This is a genomic window from Bradyrhizobium sp. BTAi1 (genome assembly GCF_000015165.1).
GTDB lineage: Bacteria > Pseudomonadota > Alphaproteobacteria > Rhizobiales > Xanthobacteraceae > Bradyrhizobium > Bradyrhizobium denitrificans.
This window is the reverse complement of sequence record NC_009485.1, coordinates 3,718,843-3,743,911: the sequence shown is the minus strand read 5'-3', so window position 1 is coordinate 3,743,911 and position 25,069 is coordinate 3,718,843. Positions and strand designations below refer to the sequence as shown.

At 66.1% G+C, this 25,069-nt stretch carries 19 protein-coding genes and 1 pseudogene; 6 read left to right on the top strand and 14 right to left on the bottom strand.

The window, feature by feature from the left end:
* Positions 1-54: 54 nt before the first annotated feature.
* The 6 genes and pseudogenes from BBTA_RS16765 to BBTA_RS16740 all read right to left on the bottom strand — a co-directional run bounded on the left by BBTA_RS16765 (position 55) and on the right by BBTA_RS16740 (position 7,455).
* Positions 55-1,785 carry an AMP-binding protein gene (locus BBTA_RS16765; RefSeq protein ID WP_012043681.1) on the bottom strand — a complete coding sequence of 577 codons (1,731 nt, stop codon included), beginning with the start codon at positions 1,783-1,785 and terminating at the stop codon, positions 55-57.
* Positions 1,785-2,693 (bottom strand): annotated as a pseudogene (gene mmsB, locus BBTA_RS16760) (3-hydroxyisobutyrate dehydrogenase); the annotation flags it as partial. The gene BBTA_RS16765 and the pseudogene mmsB, both read right to left, overlap by 1 nt.
* Positions 2,694-2,703: 10 nt before the next feature.
* A complete protein-coding gene (locus BBTA_RS16755; protein WP_041750697.1) occupies positions 2,704-3,780 on the bottom strand; it encodes an enoyl-CoA hydratase/isomerase family protein in 1,077 nt (358 codons plus the stop codon).
* The gene (locus BBTA_RS16750; protein ID WP_012043678.1) at positions 3,777-4,922 is read right to left on the bottom strand and encodes an isobutyryl-CoA dehydrogenase; all 1,146 of its coding nucleotides are present in this window, start codon (positions 4,920-4,922) and stop codon (positions 3,777-3,779) included. Before BBTA_RS16750 ends, BBTA_RS16755 begins: the two co-directional genes overlap by 4 nt.
* 199 nt (positions 4,923-5,121) lie before the next feature.
* Positions 5,122-6,618: a CoA-acylating methylmalonate-semialdehyde dehydrogenase gene (locus BBTA_RS16745; RefSeq protein WP_009027964.1), complete on the bottom strand. Its 1,497-nt coding sequence runs from the start codon at positions 6,616-6,618 to the stop codon at positions 5,122-5,124.
* Positions 6,619-6,798: 180 nt separating this feature from the next.
* On the bottom strand, positions 6,799-7,455 hold the full coding sequence (locus BBTA_RS16740; protein WP_012043677.1) for a TetR/AcrR family transcriptional regulator: 657 nt from the start codon (positions 7,453-7,455) through the stop codon (positions 6,799-6,801).
* A 147-nt stretch (positions 7,456-7,602) separates the two neighbouring features.
* On the opposite strand from BBTA_RS16740, the gene BBTA_RS16735 reads away from it, so the two are divergent.
* The 3 genes from BBTA_RS16735 (at position 7,603) to BBTA_RS16725 (ending at position 11,064) form a co-directional block, all read left to right on the top strand.
* Positions 7,603-8,373: an enoyl-CoA hydratase gene (locus BBTA_RS16735; protein WP_012043676.1), complete on the top strand. Its 771-nt coding sequence runs from the start codon at positions 7,603-7,605 to the stop codon at positions 8,371-8,373.
* A gap of 139 nt (positions 8,374-8,512) precedes the next feature.
* Complete coding sequence (locus tag BBTA_RS16730; RefSeq protein WP_012043675.1) at positions 8,513-9,700, top strand: acetyl-CoA C-acyltransferase; 1,188 nt, start codon at positions 8,513-8,515, stop codon at positions 9,698-9,700.
* A gap of 86 nt (positions 9,701-9,786) precedes the next feature.
* Positions 9,787-11,064 carry an MFS transporter gene (locus tag BBTA_RS16725; RefSeq protein WP_012043674.1) on the top strand — a complete coding sequence of 426 codons (1,278 nt, stop codon included), beginning with the start codon at positions 9,787-9,789 and terminating at the stop codon, positions 11,062-11,064.
* A 129-nt stretch (positions 11,065-11,193) separates the two neighbouring features.
* Here the strand turns inward: BBTA_RS16725 and BBTA_RS16720 are convergent, their stop codons facing one another.
* Entirely contained in the window at positions 11,194-12,753 is a 1,560-nt protein-coding gene (locus tag BBTA_RS16720) for an acyl-CoA carboxylase subunit beta (protein WP_012043673.1), read from the bottom strand.
* A complete protein-coding gene (locus BBTA_RS16715) occupies positions 12,683-13,669 on the bottom strand; it encodes an IclR family transcriptional regulator (RefSeq protein ID WP_012043672.1) in 987 nt (328 codons plus the stop codon). The genes BBTA_RS16720 and BBTA_RS16715 overlap by 71 nt, the downstream gene beginning before the upstream one ends.
* Before the next feature lie 384 nt (positions 13,670-14,053).
* Between BBTA_RS16715 and glsA the strand changes: the two genes are divergently transcribed.
* Positions 14,054-15,916 (top strand): glutaminase A, encoded by a 1,863-nt coding sequence (gene glsA / locus BBTA_RS16710; protein ID WP_012043671.1) that lies wholly within the window; start codon positions 14,054-14,056, stop codon positions 15,914-15,916.
* Between the two features lie 664 nt (positions 15,917-16,580).
* Here glsA and BBTA_RS16700 read toward each other — a convergent pair.
* From BBTA_RS16700 to BBTA_RS16685, 4 genes are all read right to left on the bottom strand, one after another.
* A complete protein-coding gene (locus tag BBTA_RS16700; RefSeq protein ID WP_012043670.1) occupies positions 16,581-16,937 on the bottom strand; it encodes a Zn-ribbon domain-containing OB-fold protein in 357 nt (118 codons plus the stop codon).
* On the bottom strand, positions 16,934-18,070 hold the full coding sequence (locus BBTA_RS16695) for a thiolase family protein (protein ID WP_012043669.1): 1,137 nt from the start codon (positions 18,068-18,070) through the stop codon (positions 16,934-16,936). The genes BBTA_RS16700 and BBTA_RS16695 overlap by 4 nt, the downstream gene beginning before the upstream one ends.
* 403 nt (positions 18,071-18,473) lie before the next feature.
* Positions 18,474-19,640 carry an acyl-CoA dehydrogenase family protein gene (locus BBTA_RS16690; protein WP_012043668.1) on the bottom strand — a complete coding sequence of 389 codons (1,167 nt, stop codon included), beginning with the start codon at positions 19,638-19,640 and terminating at the stop codon, positions 18,474-18,476.
* 4 nt (positions 19,641-19,644) lie between these two features.
* Positions 19,645-20,850, bottom strand: coding sequence for a CaiB/BaiF CoA-transferase family protein (locus BBTA_RS16685; RefSeq protein ID WP_012043667.1), 1,206 nt, complete (start codon positions 20,848-20,850; stop codon positions 19,645-19,647).
* Positions 20,851-21,232: 382 nt separating this feature from the next.
* Here BBTA_RS16685 and BBTA_RS16680 point away from each other — a divergent pair, with 382 nt between their 5' ends.
* A complete protein-coding gene (locus BBTA_RS16680; RefSeq protein ID WP_012043666.1) occupies positions 21,233-21,658 on the top strand; it encodes a GFA family protein in 426 nt (141 codons plus the stop codon).
* Between the two features lie 93 nt (positions 21,659-21,751).
* On the opposite strand, the gene ybaL is transcribed toward BBTA_RS16680, so the two are convergent.
* Complete coding sequence (gene ybaL, locus BBTA_RS16675; RefSeq protein WP_041750695.1) at positions 21,752-23,494, bottom strand: YbaL family putative K(+) efflux transporter; 1,743 nt, start codon at positions 23,492-23,494, stop codon at positions 21,752-21,754.
* Positions 23,495-23,658: 164 nt separating this feature from the next.
* On the opposite strand from ybaL, the gene BBTA_RS16670 reads away from it, so the two are divergent.
* A complete protein-coding gene (locus BBTA_RS16670) occupies positions 23,659-24,222 on the top strand; it encodes a DinB family protein (protein ID WP_012043664.1) in 564 nt (187 codons plus the stop codon).
* 97 nt (positions 24,223-24,319) lie between these two features.
* On the opposite strand, the gene BBTA_RS16665 is transcribed toward BBTA_RS16670, so the two are convergent.
* Positions 24,320-24,874 carry a GNAT family N-acetyltransferase gene (locus tag BBTA_RS16665; RefSeq protein WP_012043663.1) on the bottom strand — a complete coding sequence of 185 codons (555 nt, stop codon included), beginning with the start codon at positions 24,872-24,874 and terminating at the stop codon, positions 24,320-24,322.
* Between the last annotated feature and the right edge of the window lie 195 nt (positions 24,875-25,069).

Sequence of the window (25,069 nt, the reverse complement as noted above, 5' to 3'; positions counted from 1 at the left end):
GCATGACGAGTAACCCAACTCACGGCGTCATTGTCGCCTTTACCAAATAGTCCCCTATCCCTCGTGGCCGGCTTGCCGAGACTTCAGCTCCGGGAAATCCTCTTCCCTGAACTCCGCACCGCGCAGATGGTCGGTGCGGTTGTCCTCGTGCTCGAGCCGGCGCAGCTGCACGCGGCGGATCTTGCCCGAGATCGTCTTCGGCAATTCGCTGACCAGCTCCAGCCGGCGGATACGTTTGAACGGCGCCAGCCGCGATTGCAGATGCGCGAAGATCGACAGCGCCGTTTCGCGCGAGCGCTCGGCGCCCGCTGTCAGCAGCACATAGGCCTTGGGGACCGCCAGCCGGATCGGATCCGGTGACGGCACCACGGCGGCCTCGGCAACCGCCTCATGCTCCAGCAATACGCTCTCCAGCTCGAACGGCGAGATCCGATAGTCCGATGATTTGAACACGTCGTCGGAGCGGCCGACGAAGGTGAGATAGCCCTCCTCGTCCCGGAACACGACGTCGCCGGTGCGATAGCGCACCCCGTCAGCCCCCGACAGCTTGCCGTCGTCGCCCTGATAGCCCTGCATCAGCCCGGCCGGTCGCTCCCCCGTGAGCGCCAAGGTGATCTCGCCCTCGCTCGCGAGATTGCCGTCGATATCGGCGACCTCGACGCGGTAGCCCGGCAGCGGCCGGCCCATCGAACCGATCTTCAGCGTCTGGCCCGGCGAGTTGCCGACGATCGCGGCGGTCTCGGTCTGGCCGTAGCCGTCGCGGATGGTGAGCCCCCAGGCCGCACGGACCTGGTCGATCACTTCCGGATTGAGCGGCTCGCCGGCGCCGCAGGCCTCGCGCAGGCTTACCTTGAAATCGGCGAGATGCTCCTGGATGAACAGCCGCCACACCGTGGGCGGCGCGCACAACGTGGTGACGCCGCAGCGGCGGATGATCGCGAGCAGCCCCTTGGCGTCAAAGCGCGGCTGGTTGACCACGAACACGGTCGCGCCGGCATTCCACGGCGAGAAGAAGCAGCTCCAGGCGTGCTTGGCCCAGCCCGGCGAGGAGATGTTGAGATGGACGTCGCCCGGCTGCAGGCCGAGCCAGTACATCGTCGAGAGATGGCCGACCGGATAGCTGCGGTGGCTGTGTCGCACCAGCTTCGGCTTGGCCGTGGTGCCCGAGGTGAAATACAGCAGCATCGGATCGTCCGGCTGCGTCGGCCCATCCGGCGTGAACGTCTCGTCCGCCGCAGCGGCCAGCTCGAACGGCAGCCAGCCCGCCGGCGTGGTCGGTGCGCCGACCACGATTCGGACCAGATCTCCGGCACCGAGATCGGCGAACTTCGTGACCTGATCCTGCGCGGCGACGACGGCCTTGGCGCGGCCGCGCTCTAGCCGGTCGCGCAGCTCGTCGATAGTCAAAAGCGTCGTCGCGGGGATCACGACGACGCCGAGCTTCATCGCCGCGAGCATCGTCTCCCACAGCGGCACGACATTGCCGAGCAGCAGCAGCAGATGATCACCGCGCTGCAGGCCCTGCGCCCGCAGGAATTTGGCGACCTGGTTGGAGCGGCGCGACAGCGCGGCAAAGGACAGCTTGGTCTGGCGGTCCTGCGCCGCATCGAAGATCCACAGCGCGGTCCGCTCGCGGCTTTCCGGATCGGACGCGAGCTCGGCATCGAACCAGTCGAGCGCCCAGTTGAACGGGACCGGATCGGGCCAACGAAAGCCCTTCACGGCCGCATCATAATCGGTGCGATGCGCCAGCAGAAACGCGCGGGCGTCCTTGAATGTCGTCATCAGGGGGTCCCGGCAAGCTTGCGGACGTGCTGAATGATTCCGGAAAAATCGACACCACCATGGCCGGCGGCCTCGAACGCCTTGTAGATCTCCTGCGCGTGCTGGCCGAGCGGCGTCGCCGCGCCCGCCGCCTTGGCGGCGTCCTGCGACAGCGTGAGATCCTTGAGCATCAGCGCGGTCGCAAAGCCCGGCTTGTAGTCGTTGTTGGCGGGCGAAGCCGGCACCGGCCCGGGCACCGGGCAATAGGACGTCAGCGACCAGCACTGGCCCGACGAGGTCGAGGCGACGTCGAACAGCGCCTGGTGCGACAGGCCGAGCTTTTCACCAAGCGCAAAGGCCTCGCTGACCGCGATCATCGAGATGCCGAGGATCATGTTGTTACAGATCTTGGCCGCCTGACCGGCGCCGGCGCCGCCGCAATGGACAATCTTCTTGCCCATCTTCTCCAGGATCGGCTTGGCAGCGGCGAACGCCCCCTCCTCGCCGCCACACATGAAGGTGAGCGTCGCGGCCTTGGCGCCGCCGGTGCCGCCGGACACCGGTGCATCGATCGCAGCGATGCCATGCTTGGCGGCGAGCGCATGCGCGGCGCGCGCGCTCTCGACGTCGATGGTCGAGGAATCGATGATCAGCGCCCCCTTGGCCATTGCCGGCACGACCTCGTTCCAGACCGCCAGCACATGCTTGCCGGCCGGCAGCATGGTGACCACGGCATCTGCCCCCTTCGCCGCAGCCAACGCGCTGGCGGCGATCTCGGCGCCATCGGTCTTGGCCTGCGCCCTGGACGCCTCGACCAGATCGAACGCGACCACCTTGTGGCCGGCCTTGACGAGGTTGGCGGCCATCGGACCGCCCATGTTGCCGAGGCCGATGAATGCGATCGTTGCCATGGTTCGTTGTCTCCCCTCGACCTGCTTGTTATCTCGTTTGCGGAAATGTCAGCTCGTCGGCGCCGATCTCGGCAAGATAGCGCTCCAGCATCTCCGGCGTCACCTGATCGACATTCGGCGGCGACCAGCTGGGATTGCGGTCCTTGTCGATGATCGCGGCGCGCACGCCTTCGCGAAAATCATCGCTGCGGAACACTTCGAGCGCCGCACGATACTCACGCACCAGGCATTCCTGCAGCGATGTCGCCTTGCGCGCCAGCCGCAGCAGCTTCAACGTCACGACCATGCCGCGCGGCGACTTCTCCTTCAGCGTCTTCAGGGTCGCCAGCGCCAGCTCCGAACCATCGGCTTCGAGCGCCACGAAGATATCATGCATGCGATCATGAGCGAACCACGCATCGATCTTCGCCTGCTGCGCGGCCACCGGCCCGGCGGTCTCGCCGGTGGCAAAACCTGCAATGAGCTGGTCAATCTCAAGGGACACCGCTCCGGGCCTGACCTTTGTCAGAACCTCGCGCAGCGCCGGCCATCTCTCCGTCGGCACCACTGCATCGGCAAAACGGGCATGAATCGCGTCCGGCCCATTCATCGTCTGTCCGGTCAGACCGAAATAGGCGCCGAGCTCGCCGGGTGCGCGCGACAACAGCCAGGTGCCGCCGACATCGGGGAAGAAGCCGAGGCCGACTTCGGGCATCGCGAGTCTGGTCTTCTCGGTGACGATGCGATGGCGGCCATGCGCCGACAGCCCGACGCCGCCGCCCATCACCAGGCCGTCCATATAGGCGATATAGGGCTTGCCGAACGCCGCGATGCGCGCATTCATGATGTATTCCTGGCGCCAGAACACCTTGCCCAGGTCACCATTCACCTTCGAGCTCTCGTAGAGCCCGCGGATGTCGCCGCCGGCACAGAGCCCACGCTCTCCGGCGCCTTCGAGCACCACGACGGCCACGGCGGGATCGGCCTCGAACCGATCCAGCGCGGCGTCGATGCCCATCGACATCTCCAAGGTCATCGCGTTGATCGCCTTCGGACGATTGAGTCGGATGATGCCGGCCGAGCCCTCGCGGCGAACGATCAGATCGCCTTCGACCAATTCGCTCATCGCGCGCCCTCGATCAGCTTGCGGGACACGATCAGACGCATGATCTCGTTGGTCCCTTCGAGGATCTGGTGCACGCGCAGATCGCGCACGATCTTCTCGATGCCGTATTCGCTCAGATAGCCGTAGCCGCCATGCAGCTGCAGCGCCTGGTTGGCGACCTCGAAGCCGACATCGGTGCCGAAGCGCTTGGCCATCGCGCACAGCATGGTGGCGTCAGCATCCTTGCGGTCGAGCGCGGCGGCGGCACGCCAGACGAAGGTGCGTGCCGCTTCCAGCTCGATTGCCATGTCGGCGATGCGAAACTGCAGCGCCTGGAATTCGTCGAGCCGCTTGCCGAAGGCCTTGCGCTCCTTCGTGTAGGCAAGGGTCTTGTCGAGCGCGCTCTGCGCGCCTCCGAGCGAGCACGCCGCGATGTTGAGCCGACCGCCGTCGAGGCCGGCCATCGCGATCTTGAAGCCGATGCCTTCCTCGCCGAGCCGGTTGGCGACGGGCACGCGCGCATTCTCGAAGATCACGGCGCGGGTCGGCTGCGCGTTCCAGCCCATCTTGCGCTCATTGGCGCCGAACGACACGCCCGGGGTCTTCGCATCGATCACCAGGGTCGAGATGCCGCCGGGGCCATCGGCACCGGTGCGCACCATCGCGACGAGAATGTCGGTCGCGCCGGCGCCGGAGATGAACTGCTTCTGGCCGTTGAGGACGTAGTCGTCGCCGTCGCGCACCGCGCGGGTGCGCAGCGCGGCGGCGTCCGAGCCGGCGCCCGGCTCGGTCAGGCAATAGCTCGCGATCAGATCCATGGCGCAAAGCTTCGGCAGATAGGCCTGACGCTGCGCCTCGGTGCCGAACGTGTCGATCATCCACGACGCCATGTTGTGGATCGAAATGAAGGCCGAGACCGTCGGACAGCCGGTCGCCAGGGCCTCGAAGATCAGCGCCGCGTCGAGACGGGTCAGGCCCGAGCCGCCGACATCATCGCGGATGTAGATGCCGCCCATGCCGAGCGCCGCGGCTTGGCGCATCACGTCGACGGGAAAGTGCTTCTCCTCGTCCCAGCGCAACGCATGCGGGGCGATCTTCTCGGCCGCGAAGGCGCGCGCCATGTCGCGCACCGCGATCTGTTCCTCGTCGAGAGCGAAATGCATCCGTTCTCCGCGTTTCCCTGGTTTGTTATCTTGGCCGTGGCGCTTCTTCACACTCCGTCATTGCGAGCGAAACGAAGCAATCCAGAGTCTTTCCGCGGAGGCAGCCTGGATTGCTTCGTCGCTTCGCTCCTCGCAATGACGGCCAACAATGACGCAAGTGGGAGCCCTTAAGGGCTCCCACTCTCGTCAACTCATCTCGTCACTTCATCAGCGGGATCGAGAACTCTGCGCCTTCCTTGACGCCGGACGGCCAGCGCGAGGTGACCGTCTTGGTCTTGGTGTAGAAGCGGATCGAATCCGGGCCGTGCTGGTTGAGGTCGCCGAAGCCGGACTTCTTCCAACCGCCGAACGTGTAGTAGGCGATCGGCACCGGGATCGGCACGTTGATGCCGACCATTCCGACATTGACCTTGGCGGCGAAGTCGCGCGCCGCGTCGCCATCGCGGGTGAAGATGGCAACGCCGTTGCCGTAATCATGCTCCGACGGCAGCGCCAGCGCTTCGGCGTAATCCTTGGCGCGGACGACCGACAGCACCGGACCGAAGATCTCTTCCTTGTAGATCCGCATGTCCTTGGTGACGTTGTCGAACAAGCAGCCGCCCATGTAGAAGCCGTTCTCGTAGCCCTGCATCTTGAAGCCGCGGCCGTCGACGGCCAGCGTCGCGCCTTCCTTGACGCCGATGTCGACATAGTTCTTCACGCGCTCGACCGCCTCGCGGGTGACCAGCGGGCCGTAATCGGCCGACGGATCGATCGAAGTGCCGATCTTCAGGGACTCGACGCGCGGGATCAGCTTCTCCATCAGCCGGTCGGCGGTGGTCTTGCCGACGGGCACCGCCACCGAAACCGCCATGCAGCGCTCGCCGGCCGAGCCATAGCCGGCACCGATCAGCGCATCGACGGCCTGGTCGAGGTCGGCGTCGGGCATCACGATGGCGTGGTTCTTGGCGCCGCCGAAGCACTGGCAGCGCTTGCCGTGGGCGGCCGCGCGCTCATAGATGTATTGCGCGATCGGCGACGAGCCGACGAAGCCCACCGCCATGATGTCCGGATCCTCCAGGATGGCGTCGACGGCCTCCTTGTCGCCGTTGACGACGTTGAGGATGCCGGCCGGCAGGCCCGCCTCGATCATCAGCTCGGCGAGCTTCATCGGCACGCCGGGATCGCGCTCCGACGGCTTCAGGATGAAGGCGTTACCGCAGGCGATGGCGGGAGCGAATTTCCACATCGGAATCATCGCCGGGAAATTGAACGGCGTGATGCCGGCAACGACACCGAGCGGCTGGCGCATCGAATAGATGTCGATACCGGGGCCGGCGCCTTCGGTGTACTCGCCCTTCATCAAATGCGGGATGCCGCAGGCGAACTCGACCACTTCGAGGCCGCGCTGGATGTCGCCCTTGGCATCCGGAACGGTCTTGCCGTGCTCGCGGGCGAGCAACTCGGCGAGTTGGTCGTAGTCGCGCTGCGCGAGTTCCAGAAACTTCATCATCACCCGCGCCCGGCGCTGCGGATTGGTGGCAGCCCAGGCCGGCTGGGCCGCCTTGGCATTTTCCACGGCCGCCCGCAATTCGGCCCGCGACGCCAGCGCGACCTTGGCCTGAACGTCGCCGGTCATCGGCTCAAAGACATCGGCCGTCCGACCAGACGTGCCCTTGACCTCTTTGCCGCCAATGAAATGACCGATCGAACGCATGGGGTATCCTCCGCAGGGGTAAGCAGTGCCGATTTGGCCGGCATCTTGCAGTCTTTGCGGCGTTTGGGAAGGGTCTAAGCGCTGATCGGCGCTGCGAAATTGCCGCCCCTCCGTCGCGGTCAAACCCGCTCCCCTTCTCGGTCCTTACGACCTTGCGCTGAGGCCCGCGGGCCCAAGGGGTCAGCCTCGGGCGGTGGGCGCCTTGCTCACGCGCGGCTTCGCCGCCGGGCGTGCCGACGTCTTGCCCGCCGGACCGAGTCCTGTCGCGATGGCGAGAGCCGCCTCGCGGCCTGCGCCGAGAATCTCGTCGGACGCATCCCCACTGCCGGTCACCCGTGCCATGACCAACGTCCCCATCAGGGTCGCGAGCATCGCCGACGCCCGCTTTCGGGCGATCTTGGGCGGCACATCAACGATGTATCCGGCGAACAGCTGGATCAGATCCTCCTGCTTCGCCGCAAACGCCTTGCGGGTCTTGGCGCTCTCGCGCGCGATCTCGGCGCCAAGCGCGGGAACCGCGCAGCCGTGGCCAAGGTCGTCGCGATGCTGCCGCGAAAGGTAACCGTCGACGATCGCGGCGAGCCGCTTTTGCGGCGGCAGTTCGTCCAGCAGCTTGCGCCACCGCGCCACCGAGCGGTCCATGGCATAACCAAACGCCTCGACGACAAGCGCCTCGCGCGATTCGAAATGCGCGTAGAATCCGCCGTGTGTCAGCCCCGCTTCCTTCATCAGGTCGGCGACGCCGACCCCATGAGCCCCTTTCTCGCGGAGCCGCACCGACGCCTTGCGTACGATTCGCGCGTGGGTTTCCGCCTTGTGTTCCGGAGAGTAGCGCATTGCCGTCCCATTGAATGTCTGCGGTCATACAATAGCAGCTCCGCGCGCGGATCGCCGCAGCAATTTGATGAATTCGAGTTGATCTAAGGCTCGATGCCGTTCAGGCTCGGCGCGCTTCATGAACACGACAACCTTACGAGGCCGGCCATGGACATGCTCAATCCATACTGCGGCGTCAGCCGCGACGGCCGTGGGGTGGCCCGGCTGACGATCTGCAACGCCGGGACGCTCAACATTCTCGGCTCAAGCGCAATCGCCGGCATCAAAGAAGGACTGCAGTCGCTCGCCGCAGACGAGAGCATTCGCGTCCTCCTCTTCGCCGGAGCAAGCGAAAAGAGCATGATCGGCGGCGCCGACATCAAGGAGATGGCGACGCTCGACCAGGCCTCCGCAGAGGCTTTCATCACCCGCCTCGCTGAACTTTGCGACGCGGTGCGAACATTTCCGGCCCCCGTGATCGCCCGGCTACCCGGCTGGTGCCTGGGCGGCGGGCTGGAGGTGGCGGCCGCCTGCGATCTTCGCGTTGCAGCACATGATGCCAAATTCGGTATGCCAGAAGTACGCGTCGGCATTCCCTCGGTGATTCATGCCGCGCTGCTGCCCCGGCTGATCGGCTGGGGCCGCACCCGCTGGCTGCTGCTGACGGCCGAGACGGTCGATGCGCCGACCGCGCTCGCCTGGGGTCTCGTCGATGCCGTGGCGTTGGCAGGAGAATTGGATGCGGCGGTGGAAAAGGCCGTGGCGTCGCTGCTCGCCTGCGGCCCGCACGCGCTCCGGGCGCAGAAGGCCCTGCTGCGGCAATGGGAGGATCTGCCGTTGAAGGATGCGATCGAACTGTCGGTCGGCACCTTCGGACGCGCGTTCCTCACCGACGAGCCGAAGCGGCTGATGCAGGGGTTCATCGACCGCAAGCGATAGCAATTCGCCACGTTCTGCGCCGAGTCCCGCGGCCGCCTCGCCTCCCGCATCACGACACCGTTGAGCCGAGATCGCCGGGATTTGCTTTTGGGATCCGTTATTATATGATGACCATCATATTCAATTCAGGAAACCTGTCATGGCCTCGTCCGATCCCGTCGTGATCCTGTCTGCCGCTCGTACCCCGCTCGGCCGCTTCATCGGCGAGTTGTCCCCGCTGAGCGCGCACAAGCTCGGTGCGCATGTGATCCGAGCCGCGATCGAACGCGCGACCATTGCGCCCGACGCGGTCCAGGAGATCTTCATGGGCAACGTCCTGCCCGCCGGTCAGGGCCAGGCTCCAGCGCGACAGGCGGCGCGCGGCGCCGGCCTGCCGGATGCGACGGGCGCTACGACGATCAACAAGGTCTGCGGCTCCGGCATGAAGGCGACTATGCTGGCGCACGACATCATCACGGCCGGCTCGGCCGAGATCGTCGTGTCCGGCGGCATGGAGAGCATGAGCAATGCTCCCTATCTGCTGACCAAGGCCCGCAGCGGCTATCGCGCGGGGCACGATCGCATCCTCGACCACATGCTGCTGGACGGACTTGAGGACGCCTACGAGTCCGGGCGCTCGATGGGCGATTTCGGCGAGGCGACGGCAGAAGCCTACCAGTTCAGCCGCGCCGATCAGGATGCCTACGCGATCGAGACCCTGACACGAGCGCGCCAGGCCGTCGAGAGCGGCGCATTCAAGGCCGAGATCGCACCGATCACCCTGACGGAGAAAGCCGGCCCTCGCCTGATCGCCAATGACGAACACCCGCTCAAGGTCGATCCCGCGAAAATCCCGACGCTGAAGCCGGCGTTCCGCAAGGACGGCACGATCACGCCAGCGGCCTCCTCGGCCAATGCCGACGGCGCCGCAGCGCTCGTGCTCGCGACCCGATCCCGCGCCGTGCGCGACGGACTGCCTGTCATCGCCGAGATCAAGGGTCATGCGACGCACAGCCAGGAGCCGCAATGGTTCACGACGGCGCCGATCCCCGCGATCCGGAAGCTGCTCGACAAGGTCGGCTGGCGCGTCGAGGACGTCGATCTGTTCGAAATCAACGAGGCCTTTGCCGTCGTCGCGATGGCAGCGCAGCGCGATCTCGGCATCCCCCGCGACCGTCTGAACGTCAATGGCGGCGCCTGCGCGCTCGGCCACCCGATCGGCGCCACCGGCGCACGCCTGATCGTGACGCTGCTGCATGCGATGGAGGCCCGCGGCCTCAAGCGCGGCGTGGCATCGCTGTGCATCGGCGGCGGTGAGGCGACCGCCATCGCGGTGGAGCGTCCGTGATGTCGTGAAATGAGGGAACTTCGTCGTTTATGTCACCCGCGCCGCCTGCCACAATGGCGCGGTGGCACACACTGGCGAGGCCTCGCATGATATCGAACCAGATCGCAGCAGCCCTCGGACGGCGCAACATCCATTACGGATGGGTCATGGTCGCCGTGACCTTCTTCACGGCCCTGGTCACGGCTGGCACGGTCGGCGCGCCTGGCGTGTTCATCGTGCCGCTGCAGCAGGAATTCGGCTGGAGCACCGCAGAGATCTCCTCTGCGCTGTCCATCCGCTTCGTGCTGTTCGGGCTGATGGCGCCGTTCGCCGCAGCCCTGCTCAACCGCTACGGGCTGCGCAACATCACCTTGCTGGCCCAGGTGATCGTGGTGTCGGCGCTGCTGGCGTCGCTGGCCATGACGCAGATCTGGCACCTCGTGCTGCTGTGGGGCTTCGTGATCGGCATCGGCACCGGCATGACGGCGCTGGTGCTCGGCGCGACCATCGCCACGCGCTGGTTCGTGGCGCGGCGCGGCCTCGTGGTCGGCGTGCTCACCGCGAGCACGGCGACCGGACAGTTGGTGTTCCTGCCGCTGCTCGCCAGCCTCACCGAACGGCTCGGCTGGCGCACGGCGCTCGCGCTGGTTTGCTGCGCCCTCGCCGTCTCGGCCACGGCCGTGCTGCTCCTGATGCGCGACCGGCCGAGCGACCTCGGCCTGCGCCCGTTCGGCGACAAGGGCAGCGAGCCGATCACGGCGCCCGCGCCGGTCACCACGCCGATTCTTGCCGCCGCGCTCGGCACCCTGCGCGATGCAGCGCGAGTGCCGGTGTTCTGGATGCTGTTCGCGACCTTCTTCATCTGCGGCGCCTCGACCAACGGCCTCATCCAGGTGCACCTGATCCCGATGTGCCTCGACTTTGGCATTCCGCAGGTACAGGCCGCGAGCCTGCTCGCCGCGATGGGGATCTTCGATTTCTTCGGCACCATCGTTTCGGGCTGGCTGTCGGACCGCTACGATAATCGCTGGCTGCTGTTCTGGTACTACGGCCTGCGTGGGCTTTCGCTCCTCTTCCTGCCGTTCACGGATTTCTCGTTCTACGGCCTGTCGCTGTTCGCGATGTTCTACGGTCTCGACTGGATTGCCACCGTGCCACCAACGGTGCGGCTGACGGCGCAGCGCTTCGGCACGGAGCGGGCCAACCTGGTGTTCGGCTGGGTGTTCGCCGCACATCAGCTCGGCGCGGGGACCGCCGCATTCGGCGCCGGCCTGTCACGCACCCTGCTGCAGAGCTATCTGCCGGCCTTCTTCACCGCAGGCGCGCTCTGCGTCCTGGCGGCGCTGCTGGCGCTGGCGATCGCGCGACAACCGAAGCCGGCGTGAAACGGGCGAGTAGCGAGTAGCGAGTAGCGAGTAGCGAGTAGCGAGTAGCGAGTAGCGAGTAGGAGATGGGTCCGGCGATCTCGATTCGCCACCCTTTTCCCTTATTCGCTACTCGCCATTCGCCCTCTCTCATGGCCGCGTCGTCATCGCGGTCGGCGGACCGACCGTCCGCAACGGCTCGGCGAGGCGCGCGAACTCGCAGAGCAGCGCGCGCGTCTTGCGCGGGTCGATGATCTCCTCGACCCAGAACTTCTCGGCCGAGCGGAACGGCGAGCGCAGCTTGTTCAGCCGCTCCTCGATCTCCTTGAGCTTGGCCTTCGGATCCGGCGCGGCATCGATCTCGGCACGATAGGCGGCCTCGATGCCGCCTTCGAGCGGCAGCGAGCCCCAATAGGCCGATGGCCAGGCGTAACGGATCGAGAAGCGGTCGGCCGGCTGATGCACGACGCCCGCAACACCGAACGAGTTGCGTACGATCACCGTGCACCACGGTACCGTCGACTGGTTGACCGCCGCCATCGCGCGCACACCGTGGCGAATCGTCGCCGCCTTCTCGGCCTCGAGACCGACCATGAAGCCCGGGCAATCCATCAGATAGACGATCGGCAGATGGAACGTCTCGGCAAAGTCGACCCAGCGGATCACCTTCTGGCAGGCATCCGCCGTCCATGAGCCACCATAGTGATAGGGATCGCTCGCGAGCACCATCACCGCGCGGCCTTCGAGACGCGCGAGTCCGATGATGATCGGGCGGCCGTAGTTCTGCGCCACCTCGAAGAACGAGCCGCTGTCGACCACGGACTCGATGATCGGCCGCATCTTGTAGACCCGACGGCGATCCCGCGGCACGGCGCTGATCAACTGCTCGTCGGTGCGCTGCGGATCGTCGGTGCAGGGCAAGGTCGGCGGCAGTTCGTACACCGACGACGGCAGATACGACAGGAAGCGGCGCGCGCAGGCGAAGGCTTCCGCCTCGGTGTCGACCGCATGATCGACGCCGCCGGCGCGGGTCTGGATGTCGGCGCCGCCGAGCTCCATCTTGCCGAGGTCCTGGCCGAGCCGCTTCACCACCGGGGGACCGGCGACGAACATCGCCGATTGCTTGGTCATCACCGAATAGTGGCTGGCGGCAAGCCGCGCGGCGCCGAGGCCTGCGACCGAGCCGAGGCCGAGCGCGACCACCGGCACCAGCGACATGTTCTCGGTCGTGTAGCGATACCAGCGATTGCCGCCGATGCCGCCGGGCAGATTGGCCGCGCCCTTGGTCTCGATCGTCTTGACCGAGCCGCCGCCGCCGGAGCCCTCGATGATGCGGATGATGGGCAGACGGAAATCGTGCGCCATCTCCTCCGCCATCAGCGGCTTGGCGGCGATCGACGCATCGGCCGAGCCGCCGCGCACAGTGAAATCGTCGCCGACCACGACGACGGTGCGGCCGTCGATGCGGGCACGTCCGAACACGCAATTGGCGGGCGTCACATGTTTCAGCTCGCCCTGCTCGTCATATTCGCCGAGACCGGCGACGGCGCCGATCTCGTGGAAGCTGCCGGCATCGACGACGCCGTCGATGCGCTCGCGGACAGTCAGGCGGCCCTGGTCGTGCTGACGCTTGACCTTGTCAGGCCCGCCCATCTCCCGCGCGAAGGCTTCGCGCCGGGCCAGTTCCTCGAGCTCCGGCTGCCAACTCATTCGTTCCCCCTGCCCCGGTGATGGTCTTGTTCTTGTGGTTGGTCTTCGTGGTCACAGGCAGCGGCTTTCTTTCCATCCGGCTGTTGAAGACGTCGGCCTCGGCCCCCTGCAGCAGCGCAGCGACGCTGCGGCCGAGTTCGAGCATCGGCTGCGCCACCTCGTCATGCAGGCGTTGCTCGTCATACATCGCGGACAGCAGCCCGATCGTGAGCACGACATAGGTCTGGTACTGCGGCGACCACAGCGGCAGCGCGACACCGTTGATATGCGGGCTCCACAGGCCGCAGGCCACCACATAGCCATGCTCCTTGAGGAACTGCCTGTTGTGCTCCAGCCGCGGCCGCAGCAGCCTCGCCGCATCCGGCAGCTCGCGTTCCATCTCGGTCAGCAGGGCATCGCCGACCTCGGGCTCGAGGGCTGCGACATAAGCGTGGCCAGCCGCGGTCGACGCCATCGAGATCCGGCTGCCGGTGGTCTCGTGCAGCCCGAGCGCATTCGCAGCACGGCCGAACTCCAGATAGACGAGGTGGAAGCGATCGGGAATGACGAAACCGACCGTCCCCGGCAACTGCTCCGCGACGTCCTGCAGGCGCTGGCGGATCAGGTTGCGCAGCTGCAAGCCCCGCGTCATCGACGTGCTCATGGCCACCGCGCTCGGGCCGATCCGGTACTTCTGATCGCGCGGCAGATACACCAGTTGGCCCATCCGGGTCAGCGTGTGCGTCAGCCGAGACACCGTCGACCGCGGCAGACCACAGCGGTTCGAGATCTCTAAATTGCCCAGCCGCGCCTCGTGCCCCTCGAAGCAACGAAGTACGTCGAACGCCCGCGACACCACCTGAATCACCTCGCCGTCACCGGCGAGATCTCCAGGCAGCATCCCCACCCTGCTCAATCGCTCAGACCGTCGTCCCATGCGCGTTCCACTCAATTCCATGGTGCGGAATTAAATTCCGCTTGCAGAACAAGCTAGCCCAGCCGTTTTTCCCTCACAACAGCAGAGCGTTTCTAAAACCCACCGTTGTTCAGCGTGTTGGCACAAGACGCGGCCTGTCAGCGCAATTCGCAATGGCATGGCAGGCATTCATTTTGGCGACGGTGCTGTCGCACCGCACCGCCCTCGCCTCAGCCCGATCGTCCCCGCCTCCCGGCAGCCCCCGACCGCATCTCTGCGTGCGCGCGGCAGCTCAATTCATGAGCAGCAGCAACATTTGACCAGACTTGCACCAAGTGTGGGCTGGCTGCTGCAACGCAGCTGCGACATAACCGGCGCGCGATCGACTCCCCCGCCGAGCTTGCCATGACCACCGACCACAAGCGGCCCATCCGCAATCCGCAACATTGGGCGTCCGCGGCGATGCCGCCGCTGCAGCGCTTCCTCGCCGCCTGCCACGCCGATTTTGGGCCCGACCATGACGGCACGGTCGCCAACTACATTCCGGAGCTCGGCAAGGCCGACCCCGTGCATTTCGGCATCAGCCTCGCGGCACTCGATGGCCACGTCTACGAGGTCGGCGACAGCCGCGTGCCATTTACGATCCAGTCGATGTCGAAGCCGTTCGTCTTCGCGCTCGCGCTGGACACGCTCGGCTCCGACGCAGTCGAACAGGTCATCGGCGTCGAGCCGTCGGGAGACCCCTTCAACTCGATCCGGCTCAATGCCAACAACCATCCGTTCAATGCGATGGTCAATGCCGGTGCGATCGCCTGTAGCGGCCTCATCCTGAAGGCCAGGGGCGCCGATGCCTTCGAGTCCATCCGCGACGCGCTGGGCCGCTTCGCCGGTCGCAGGCTCGACGTCGACGATGCGGTGTTCGCATCGGAGGCCGCGACCGGGGACCGCAACCGCGCCATCGCCTATCTCCTGCGGACATCCCATGTGATCAAGGAACCGGTCGAGGATGTGCTCGCGGTCTATTTTCGGCAATGCGCCGTGCTCGTGACTGCGCGCGACTGCGCGGTGATGGCGGCGACGCTGGCCAATCGCGGCGTCAATCCGGTCACCGGCGAGCAGGTCGTGACACCCTATGCGGTGTCACGGACGCTGTCCGTGATGACGTCTTCGGGCATGTATGATTTCGCCGGCGAATGGATCTACCGAGTCGGCATTCCAGCCAAGAGCGGCGTCGGCGGCGGCATCCTGGCGAGCCTGCCGGCGCGACTCGGGCTCGGCAGCTACTCGCCCCGGCTCGACAGCCACGGCAACAGCGTGCGTGGCATCAAGGTCTGCGAAGCGCTGTCGGCGCACTACGGACTGCACATGCTGAACCGCTCGGACGATGCGCGCGCCTCGATCATCGCCGACTACGACATCGGCGCCAACCCGTCGCGGCGCAGCCGTCGGGCGCAGGAGCGGAAGATCCTCGCCGCTCATCCCGATGCCGTGCGCGTGCTCGAGCTGGTCGGCACGCTGTCGTTCTCCAACGTCGACTATGTCTCGCGTCAGCTTGCGGGGCGCGCGCGCCCGCAATTCGTCATCTTCGATCTCCACCGCGTCAACGCCATGACACAAGCAGGCCTGCGCCTGCTGGCCGAGCTGTTTCACGAGCTGGCAGATTTCCACGTCACGGTGGTGCTGTCCGGGATTCGGCGCAGTTCGCCGGAATGGCAGGAGATCACGGCGCGCACCGGCGACATCCGGAACGTGCGCGATTTCTATCTGCTCGATACGGCGATCGAATGGGCCGAGGATCAGATCGTCTATCGTCATGGCGGCGCGATCGACTTCCTCGAAACCACGGAGCTTGCGGAGCAGCCACTGCTCGCCGGCCTCACGGAGGGCGAGCGCGATGAGCTCGCCGCGTTGGCGACCATCAGGCAATATCGACAGGGCGAACGGATTCTCAGCGCCGGGGACGCGGCGACATCGCTGTTCTTCCTGCGCTCGGGCGTCGTCCATGTCACTTTGCCCGATGGCATCCGGCTGGCGACCCTGACGGCCGGGCAATGTTTCGGCGAGATGGCGCTGCTGGAACCGGTGCGCTCCGCCGATGTCGTCGCCGACTTCTCGGCCAGCGCCTTCGAAATCACGCTTCCGGATTTCGAGCGCTTCCGCAGCTCTCACCCGCACGCGGGCGCCTGCATCATGCGCAATCTCGCGCAGCTGCTGGCGGACCGCCTGACGGTGGCCAATGCGCGCCTCAATCTGCTCGCGGCCGACTAGGTCCGTCATCGAAACGTCACGCGACGGCAGGCTTCGCCTGGACCTGGAATGGCGGCTCGTGCCGCCGGATGGTCTCTGAAGGCCGATTTTCATGACTCGTATTTGTACGGCCTCGCCCAAACGTTACCGGGACTCGGTCGCAGGACAACCATAAGCGAGCCCAATTCGCGCCGCATTGGCCGACGATGTTCCCTAGTGTCGATCGACGCCGAGTGGGGACTCGCGAAGCGGACGTCGACGTGGGGTGTTCCGAGTAAATTCCAGCCGACCGTCGCGTGTGTATTTGCGCAACGGAGAGTCGTGTCCAGTGTCCAGGGAGGAAACGGCATGAAGGAAGCCACAAAGAGGGCGACATCGGAAGCACTTGCACACATGCTGGCGGTGACCTCGATGATCGTCATCGCCAGCGTCCTGTTCTACGGGCGATGAAGGGCTGTCTGGAGGTTCTGCGTCGCAGCTGCTTCATCGCCCGTCGATAGGAATGTGGGCTTGATTGCTCACGCGAACGACCGAGTTGAGTTGCGTTTGAGTTGGTAGGCGTAGCGTAAGCGTTTTGCGTCAATCGCGCGGCGATCCGGGTCGGGACGAAATAACTGTATTGCGTATCGTTCCCGCCTCGGCCGCCCGCGGTCGGCCCGTCCGGATGTGCATCGGCCGCACAACCTCATTCCGTTTTGCCGAAATATGGCACGGTGCCGCCTGCGAAGGCGACGAAGCGGACTTCGACCCCGTCGCCGATCGCAAGATCATGGTCGCCATGGGCCATCATCCGAAAGCCCTCGCGCATATCCACGAGCACGATGTTGTAAGGCACATGGGCGCGCGTCTCCGGCGTTGCAGCCCGGCAGACCGATGATGTCGCGTAGACGGTGCCCATACCGCTCGCCTGGTGGTCGGTGACGGCCGCCGAGCCGCAGGCCGAACAGAAGCTGCGCCGGAAGTACTGCAGGTGAGAGCACGACTCGCAGCGCTGGTAGCGAATCACGGCCTCACCCCGGGTCCAGTCAGCCGCCTCGCTCATCGCACCCGCTCCCAGAACATGCTGACATGCGACGACAGCACGCCGCCATCGCCATGCAGCAGCGACAGCGACGCCTCGCGCACCTGCCGGTGGCCGGCCCGTCCCGTCATTTGCAGATGCGCCTCGTTGAGATGCGCCATCGCGCCGCCGACGCCGCAATGGCCATAGCTCAACAGCCCGCCATGGGTGTTGAGCGGCACCGCGCCCGCACGGCCAAAATGGCCGGCCCTGACACGCGCAGCCGCCTCGCCACGGCCGGCCAGACCGAGATCCTCGAGCAGCATGCAGAGCGTGATCGTGAAACTGTCATAGACCGCCGCGTAGTCGACATCGACGATCTCGACCCCGGCAGCGGCTTTGGCCTTCGTGATCGCGATCTCGGCCCCGAGGTTGCTCAGCGCCGGCGCCGCCGTGATGTGTTGATGCGTGTGCGCCTGGGCACAGCCGCGCACACGCACCGCTGCGGCTCCGGTCGGTTCGCGGCTGACGATGGTGGCCGCGCCGCCATCGGACACCGGGCAGCAGTCGAGCAGCTTCAGGGGCCGCGCCACCGGCTTGGATGCCATGACGTCAGCCACCGTGATCGGATCATGGAACTGGGCGCCGGGATGGTCGAGCGCATGCGTGCGCATCAGCACCGCGAATTCGGCAAGGTCCTGCTCGGTGACGCCATGTTCATGCATGTAACGCGAGGCGACGAGACCGTAATATGCGGGGATGGTCGGTCCCAGCGGCAGTTCGTAGACGGGATGCCCGACCTGCGCCAAAGCCTGGATCGACGCATCGCGGCTCTGCCCGGTGAGGCGGTTCTCGCCAGCGACGACGAGCATGTGCCTGACCACGCCGGCCTCGACCAGATGATGCGCCAGCATCACCATTGCGAGCCCGGTGGCGCCGCCGACCTGCACGGCGTGAGCATAGGACGGCGTGATGCCGAAATGCTCGGCGAACACGGTCGCGAGCATGATGTGCGGCGACACGGTGGAGTATCCGCACAGGATGCCGTCAATGTCGCGCCGCGTGAGCCCGGCATCGTCGAGCGCGAGCTGTGCTGCCATGCTCATCAAATCGAGCGACGAGCGCCCATCGTGCTTGCCAAACGCGGTGAGGCCGGTGCCGGTGATGTAGGTCATGGCGCCAGCCCCGAGTGCCGCTGCGCTTCCCTCACTGCGCACAGGGTCGTGTCGGCCCCCTGTAGCTTGACCCGAGATTGTGCGACGCGGGCGGTGCGCCCCCTCTCTCCGTGCGCGGGGAGAGGAGAACTCTCCACGAGTTCAGTGCGTGGAGAGTTCCCCTCACCCGGATTGCATCTTCGATGCAATCCGGCCTCTCCCCGCACGCGGGGAGAGGCGAGCCCCCCGCGAGCCCCGGGGCATGTGCTCACGTCGGCCAGTCCGGAAAATCGACCGACGCCGGTATCCTCATACGACGAGTCCCCGTAGGGGACCGCCCTCCCTGTCCCTCCCCCACAAGGGAGGGAATACGGGTATCGTGCGTCCCTGATGATTGCGCTCAACATCTCAGCAAGAACTCATCTCAATACGATTTTGGCATACCGAGGACCTTCTCGGCGATGAAGGCCAAGATCAGCTGCGGGCTGATCGGGGCGATGCGGGGGATCAGGGATTCGCGGAGGTATCGCTCGACATGATACTCACGCGCGTAGCCGAAGCCGCCATGGGTCATGACCGCCTGCTCGCAGGCGTGGAAGCCGGCCTCGGCGGCGAGATACTTCGCGGCATTCGCCGCCGGCCCGCAGGCCATGCCCTGGTCGTATTGCCAGCCGGCCTGCAGCACCATCAGCCACGCCGCTTCCAGCTCCATCCAGTTCTTTGCCAGAGGATGCTGGATGCCCTGGTTCTGGCCGATCGGCCGGTTGAACACGTTACGCGTCCGCGCATAGGCCGAGGCGCGCGACAGCGCGAGATGGCCGAGACCGACGGCCTCTGCAGCAATGAGGATACGCTCGGGGTTCATGCCGTGCAGGATGTAGTCGAAGCCCCGCCCCTCCTCGCCCAAGCGATCCTCGACCGGAATCTCGAAATCTTCGAAGAACAGCTCGTTGGAGTCGACCGGCTTGCGGCCCATCTTCTCGATCTCGTGCACCTTGATGCGGCTGCGGTCGAAATCCGTGTAGAACAGGCTCAGTCCGTGAGTCGGGCGCTTGACCTCCTCGAGCGGCGTGGTGCGCGCGAGCAGCAGGATCTTCTCGGCGACCTGCGCGGTCGAGATCCATACCTTTTGGCCATTGACAACGTAGCGGTCGCCCTTGCGCACCGCGCGGGTCTTCAGCTGCGTCGTATTGAGGCCGGTGTTCGGCTCGGTCACCGCGAAGCACGCCTTCTCGCTGCCATCGACGATGCCCGGCAGCATCCGCGCGCACTGCTCCTTGGTGCCGAACACGACGACCGGATTGAGCCCGAACACGTTCATGTGGATCGCCGAGGCGCCGCTCATGCCGGCGCCGGACTCCGCGATCGTGCGCATCATGATCGCGGCATCGAGAATGCCGAGACCGGAACCGCCATACGCTTCCGGAATGCAGATGCCGAGCCAGCCGGCGTCGGCCAGCGCCTTGTGGAAGTCGGCGGGAAAGCCGCCCTCCTTGTCCTTCTTCAGCCAGTAGGCGTCGTCGAACCGGGCACAGATCCTGGCCACCGCATCGCGGATCGAGTCCTGGTTGGCGGAGAGCGCGAAATCCATCGGGTCACTCCTTTGCAGGCGGCGGGGTCGTTGCGCCGTCGCGGATCATTGCGACGATCTCGTCATGCGAGAAACCCAGCTCGCGCAGGATCTCCTCGCCATGCTCGTTCGGCCGCGCCGCCAGACGCTGCGGCTCAGCCTTGGTTTCCGACCAGGTCGCCGAGACGCGGGTGCTGCGGATCTGGCCTTCGGTGGGATGCTGGACGATAGGAAAGAAATCAGTCGCGACAAGATGCGGATCGTGCAGCAGGCTCTCGAGGTCGTGCATCGGCATGACCGGGATGTCGGCCGCATCCAGCAGATCAGTCCATTCGGCCGTGCTGCGCGTTTCGAAGATGCGGGCGAGCTCGGCATAGACGAGGTCGATATTCGCGGCACGCCGGGCAAAGCTGTTGAAGCGGTCGTCGGCGCGCAGGTCGGGGCGGCCTGACGCAGTGAAGAACGCGTCCCATTGCTTGTCGTTGTAGACGATGACGCAGATGTAGCCGTCGGCGGTCTTGTAAGGCCGGCGGTCCGGCGACAGATGCCGGGCATAGCCACCGCGGTCGAGCGGCGGGGCGTAGGTCAGCCCGCCCATGTGATCGCCCATGATGAAAGCCGACATGGTTTCGAACATCGGCACGTCCAGGCGCTGGCCGCGTCCGTTGCGGTCGCGATGCACGAGGCTGGCGCAGATCGCGCCGACGGCGGTGAGCCCGACGATGCGGTCCACCAGCGCATTCGGCACATAGCGCGGCGTGCCGTCGCCGGCCACCGCCATCAGATGCGACAAAGCCGCCCCGCCCTGGATCAGATCGTCATAGGCCGGTTTTGCCGCATAGGGTCCGTCCTGACCAAAGCCGAACACGCCGGCATAGACCAGCCGCGGATTGAGCGCAGACACCACGTCGTAGCCGAGGTTCAGCCGCGCCATCGCCTGGGGACGGATGTTATAGAGGAGCACGTCGGCGTCCTTGACCATGCGCAGCACGGCCTCTCGGCCGGCCGGCTTCTTCAGGTCGAGGCAGATCACGCGCTTGCTGCGGTTGGTGTTGAGGAACACCGGTCCCATGCCGGGATGGTGCCATGGACCGATCTTGCGGGTGACGTCGCCCTCGGGCGATTCCACCTTGATGACGTCGGCGCCGTAATCGCCAAGCGTCTGGGCGGCATACGGCCCCATCAGCACGGTGGTCATGTCGATGACCTTGATGCCCGCAAGCGGTCCCATCGCGGCGCCGTCTCCCTCGTTCGTTGTTGTGCCAGGAGCTAACGGCACCCGGGTTCCGGGGCAAGCGGCGTGCGCGTATGGGGCCATGCGCAGCGCATACGGCCTTCCGACGTCACGACAGATGTCCCCCTCCTCGTATGGCCGGGCTCGTGCCATCTACGTCCGTCCTCCCCCGAGGAACGACGTGGATGCGCGGGACAAGCCCGCGCATGACGGAGTTACTCAAGCCACATTCCGCCGTGCGGACGATCAGCGACGTCAGCCGCTGCGCTGCACCAGATGTTCCCTGCGCTGACGCGCATTCTGCGATTCCCTTTCGCCGCCGAGCTGTGTCAGCATGTCCGCCCAAGATCCAAAAACAACACACAGGGAGAACGCTGTCATGACGCTCTATCAGGGCAAATGCTTCTGCGGCGCGGTCGAGCTCGAGGCCGATGGCGAGCCGGAGGCGATGGGCTATTGCCATTGCTCGTCCTGCCGCTCGTGGTCGGCGGGCCCGGTCAATGCTTTCACCTTGTGGAAGCCGGCGAATGTCCGCGTGACCAAGGGCGCGGATGCGATCGGTACCTATCACAAGACCGACATGAGCCACCGCAAATACTGCACCAAGTGTGGCGGGCATCTGATGACCGACCACCCGCCGCTCGGCATGATCGACGTCTATGCCGCGACCATCCCGACCTTGAAGTTCACGCCGGGAGTCCATGTCAACTATGCGGAGAGCGTACTGCCGATCAAAGACGGCCTGCCGAAGCTGAAGGACTTTCCGGCCGAGTTCGGCGGCTCCGGCGCGATGATGCCGGAGTGAGCGCGAGGTCGCTCCTCATCTAGCCCGGATGAGCGACAGCCTGCGCCCGCAAGGGCGCAGGCATCTGCTCATCCGGGCTACAAGACAACGACCTCACACCTGCACCTGCTCCGCCGGCCGGTGCGGCACCAGCGCGGGCGCGGCGTCGGGCGGCCTGGTGCCCAGCTCCTCGATCATGCCGCGTGCGATCTCGCGCTCGCCCATGATGACGACGTCGGCGCCGAGCGACTTGAGATGCTCGACCTCGGCGTCGGAATGCGCCCGCGCCACGATGTGCAGCGCGGGGTTGGCGGCGCGCGCCTGCTCGACGATCTGCCCGGCCTCGAACGCCTCGGGGATGGCGATGACGAGCGCATGGGCGCCGGCTGGATTGGTTGCGCGCAGCACGTGGCTGGCCGCGGCATTGCCCGTGATGGTCTCGACGCCCTCGTCCTTCAATGGCTTGAGGATGTCGTCCGACGTCTCCACGGCCAGCAAAGCGTGGCCGCGCTGCCGGAGGGCCTCGCCGACCAGCCGGCCGACGCGGCCATAGCCGACGATGATCGTGTGCTCGGTGAGCGCGGTCGCCGGGATCTCGGCCGGCGGCGCCGCCGCCGGCGTGGCTGGATCATTGCGGCGGCGCTCCAGCCGCGGCAGCAGCCAGTCGAGGCCCGCGAACAGCAGCGGATTGAGCATGATCGAGATGATGGCACCGGCCAGGATCAGGTCGCGGCCGGCCTTCGGCAGCAGGTTCGTGGCGCCGCCGATCTCGGCGAGGATGAAGGAGAACTCGCCGATCTGGGCAAGACTGGCGGAAATGGTGAGCGCGGTCGAGACCGGATGCCGGAACGCGACCACGATCAGGAACGCGGCGAGCGACTTGCCGAACAGGATGATGAAAAGGGTCGCAAGCAGCGGCCAGGGCTCGCGGATGATGCTGGCGGGATCGAACAGCATGCCCGCCGAGACGAAGAACAGCACCGCGAAGGCATCGCGCAGCGGCAGCGATTCCTGTGCGGCGCGCTGGCTCAGCGGCGACTCGCCGAGCATCATGCCGGCGAAGAAGGCGCCGAGCGCCAGCGACACCCCGAACAGCTTGGTCGAGCCGAAGGCGACGCCGAGCGCGATCGCGAGCACCGCCAGCCGAAACAGCTCGCGCGAGCCGGTATGGGCAATGTAGTGCAGGATCCACGGGATCAGCCGGCGGCCGACCACGAGCATCAGCGCCATGAACACGCCGATCTTGACGAAGGTCAGCAGCAGCACGCCCGTGAGCCCGAGGCCGAAGCGTGCCGCCAGCGGATCGGCCGCGACCGCCGCGCCGTCGCCATTCTGCAGGCTGGCGAAGGCCGGGATCAGCACCAGCGCCAGCACCATCGCGAGGTCCTCGACGATCAGCCAGCCGACTGCGATGCGGCCGCGCTCGGTGTCCATCAGCCGCCGCTCCTGCAGCGCGCGCAGCAGCACCACCGTGCTGGCGACCGAAAGCGCGAGGCCGAAGACGAGGCCGCCGCCGAGCGACCATCCCATCGCCCAGCTCAAAGCCATCCCCATCAGGGTCGCCACCGTGATCTGCACGATCGCGCCGGGCACGGCGATGGCGCGCACTGACATCAGATCCTTCAGCGAGAAATGCAGGCCGACACCGAACATCAAGAGGATGATGCCGAGCTCGGCGAGCTCGGTCGCCAACGCCTGGTCGGCGACGAAGCCCGGCGTGAACGGGCCGACGGCGACGCCGGCCAGGAGATAGCCGACCAGCGGCGGGAACCGGAACCGCTGCGCAAGGGCTCCGAAGACGAAGGCCAATCCAAGGCCGGCGACGATGGTCGCAATGAGAGGTGTTTCGTGCGGCATCTCGACTTGTTGCACAGGCGGCCATCAGATGCACCGCGACCAATTGTGGCAGAGTTCCGCCACGCGGATGGGGACGATGCGCGAGGGACAGCCGAAATCTGTGGTGAATGACGCGATCCGTTCCGTATGATCGGCGACGAGCCATCACGGGGTGATCAGACACAATGCCCGCCGATCTCGTCCAGACCTTTCGTGCCTTCGCCTACAACAATGCCTGGGCCAACCATCGCCTGCTGACCGCCTGCGGCGAGCTCAGCGCCGACGACTTCGCGGCTGCGCGCACCGGCTTCTTTCCCAGCCTGCAGAAGACGCTGAACCACATCTACATCATCGACCTGTTCTATATCGACGCGCTGGAAGGCGGCTGGCTCGGCCCGATGGCGTGGCAGAACGAGGTGCCGTTCCCGCGCCTCTCCGACCTCGTGAAGGCGCAGAGCGCGATGGACCGCCGGCTGATCGCGTTCTGCGAGGCGCTGACGCCGGCACGGCTCGACGAGACCGTCCGCATCAACCGCGAGAGCCGGGTGCAAAACGAACGCTGCGACCGGCTGCTGCTGCATCTGTTCCAGCACGATATCCATCACCGCGGCCAGGCCCATGCGATGCTGTCAGCCACATCAACCAAGCCGCCACAACTGGACGAGTTCTTTCCGGCGGACGATGCGGCGCTGCGGACGAAGGATTTCGCCGAACTCGGCTTCAGCGAAGAGAAGGTGTGGCGGAGCTGAACGTGGAGCCCGGATGAGCGCAGCGATATCCGGGATCACACAAACAGCGGCGATGGTCCCGGATGTCGCTGTGCTCATTCGGGCTACGCACTCACTTTCAGCGCGAAGCATCGACCCACGCCTGTCGCGCGAGCCGGTACATGACCTGCCGCCGCAGCGGGCTGCCCTCCTCGACGCGCGGATGATCGAAATCCGAGGCTTCGTCCCTGATCATGCCGAGCTTGCGCATGACCTTCTGCGAGGCCGCGTTGGCCGGCGCGGCATAGGCGACGATCTCGTCGAGATTCAGTTTGTCGAAGCCGAAGTCCAGCGCGGCGCGCGCCGCCTCCGTGGCGATGCCCTGCCCCCAGGTGGCGCGCGCGAGCCGCCAGCCGATCTCGACCGCCGGCGTGAACGGTGCGTCGAAGAACACCCTGAATAATCCTGTCGCGCCGAGGAATGCACCGGTGGCCCGGGACTCGACGACCCAGAAGCAGAAGCCGTGCTCGGCCTGATGCGCGATCTGGAAGTCGATCCATTGGTCACACGCCTCGCGCGTTGGCAGCGCGCGGAGGAACTTCATCACCTCCGGATCGGCCGACATCGCAGCAAACGGCGCACGGTCGTCATCGCGCCATTCGCGCAGGGCCAGCCGGTCGGTTGCGAGGATCATGGCGTGTCACTCCTTCCGCGGGCAGACGGATGCCTTGGCGGCGGCACGACAGTCGCGGCCCGTCGCGGCCTCCTCCACCTGCTGCGGCGATTGACAGACGTCGCGGCCTGCGTCAACCTGTCGGTAGGTTGATACGACCTGCCGGTTGCGCCCTCTCCTGGGAATGGTGAACGTATCGAGCCCTTACGGCCTCCC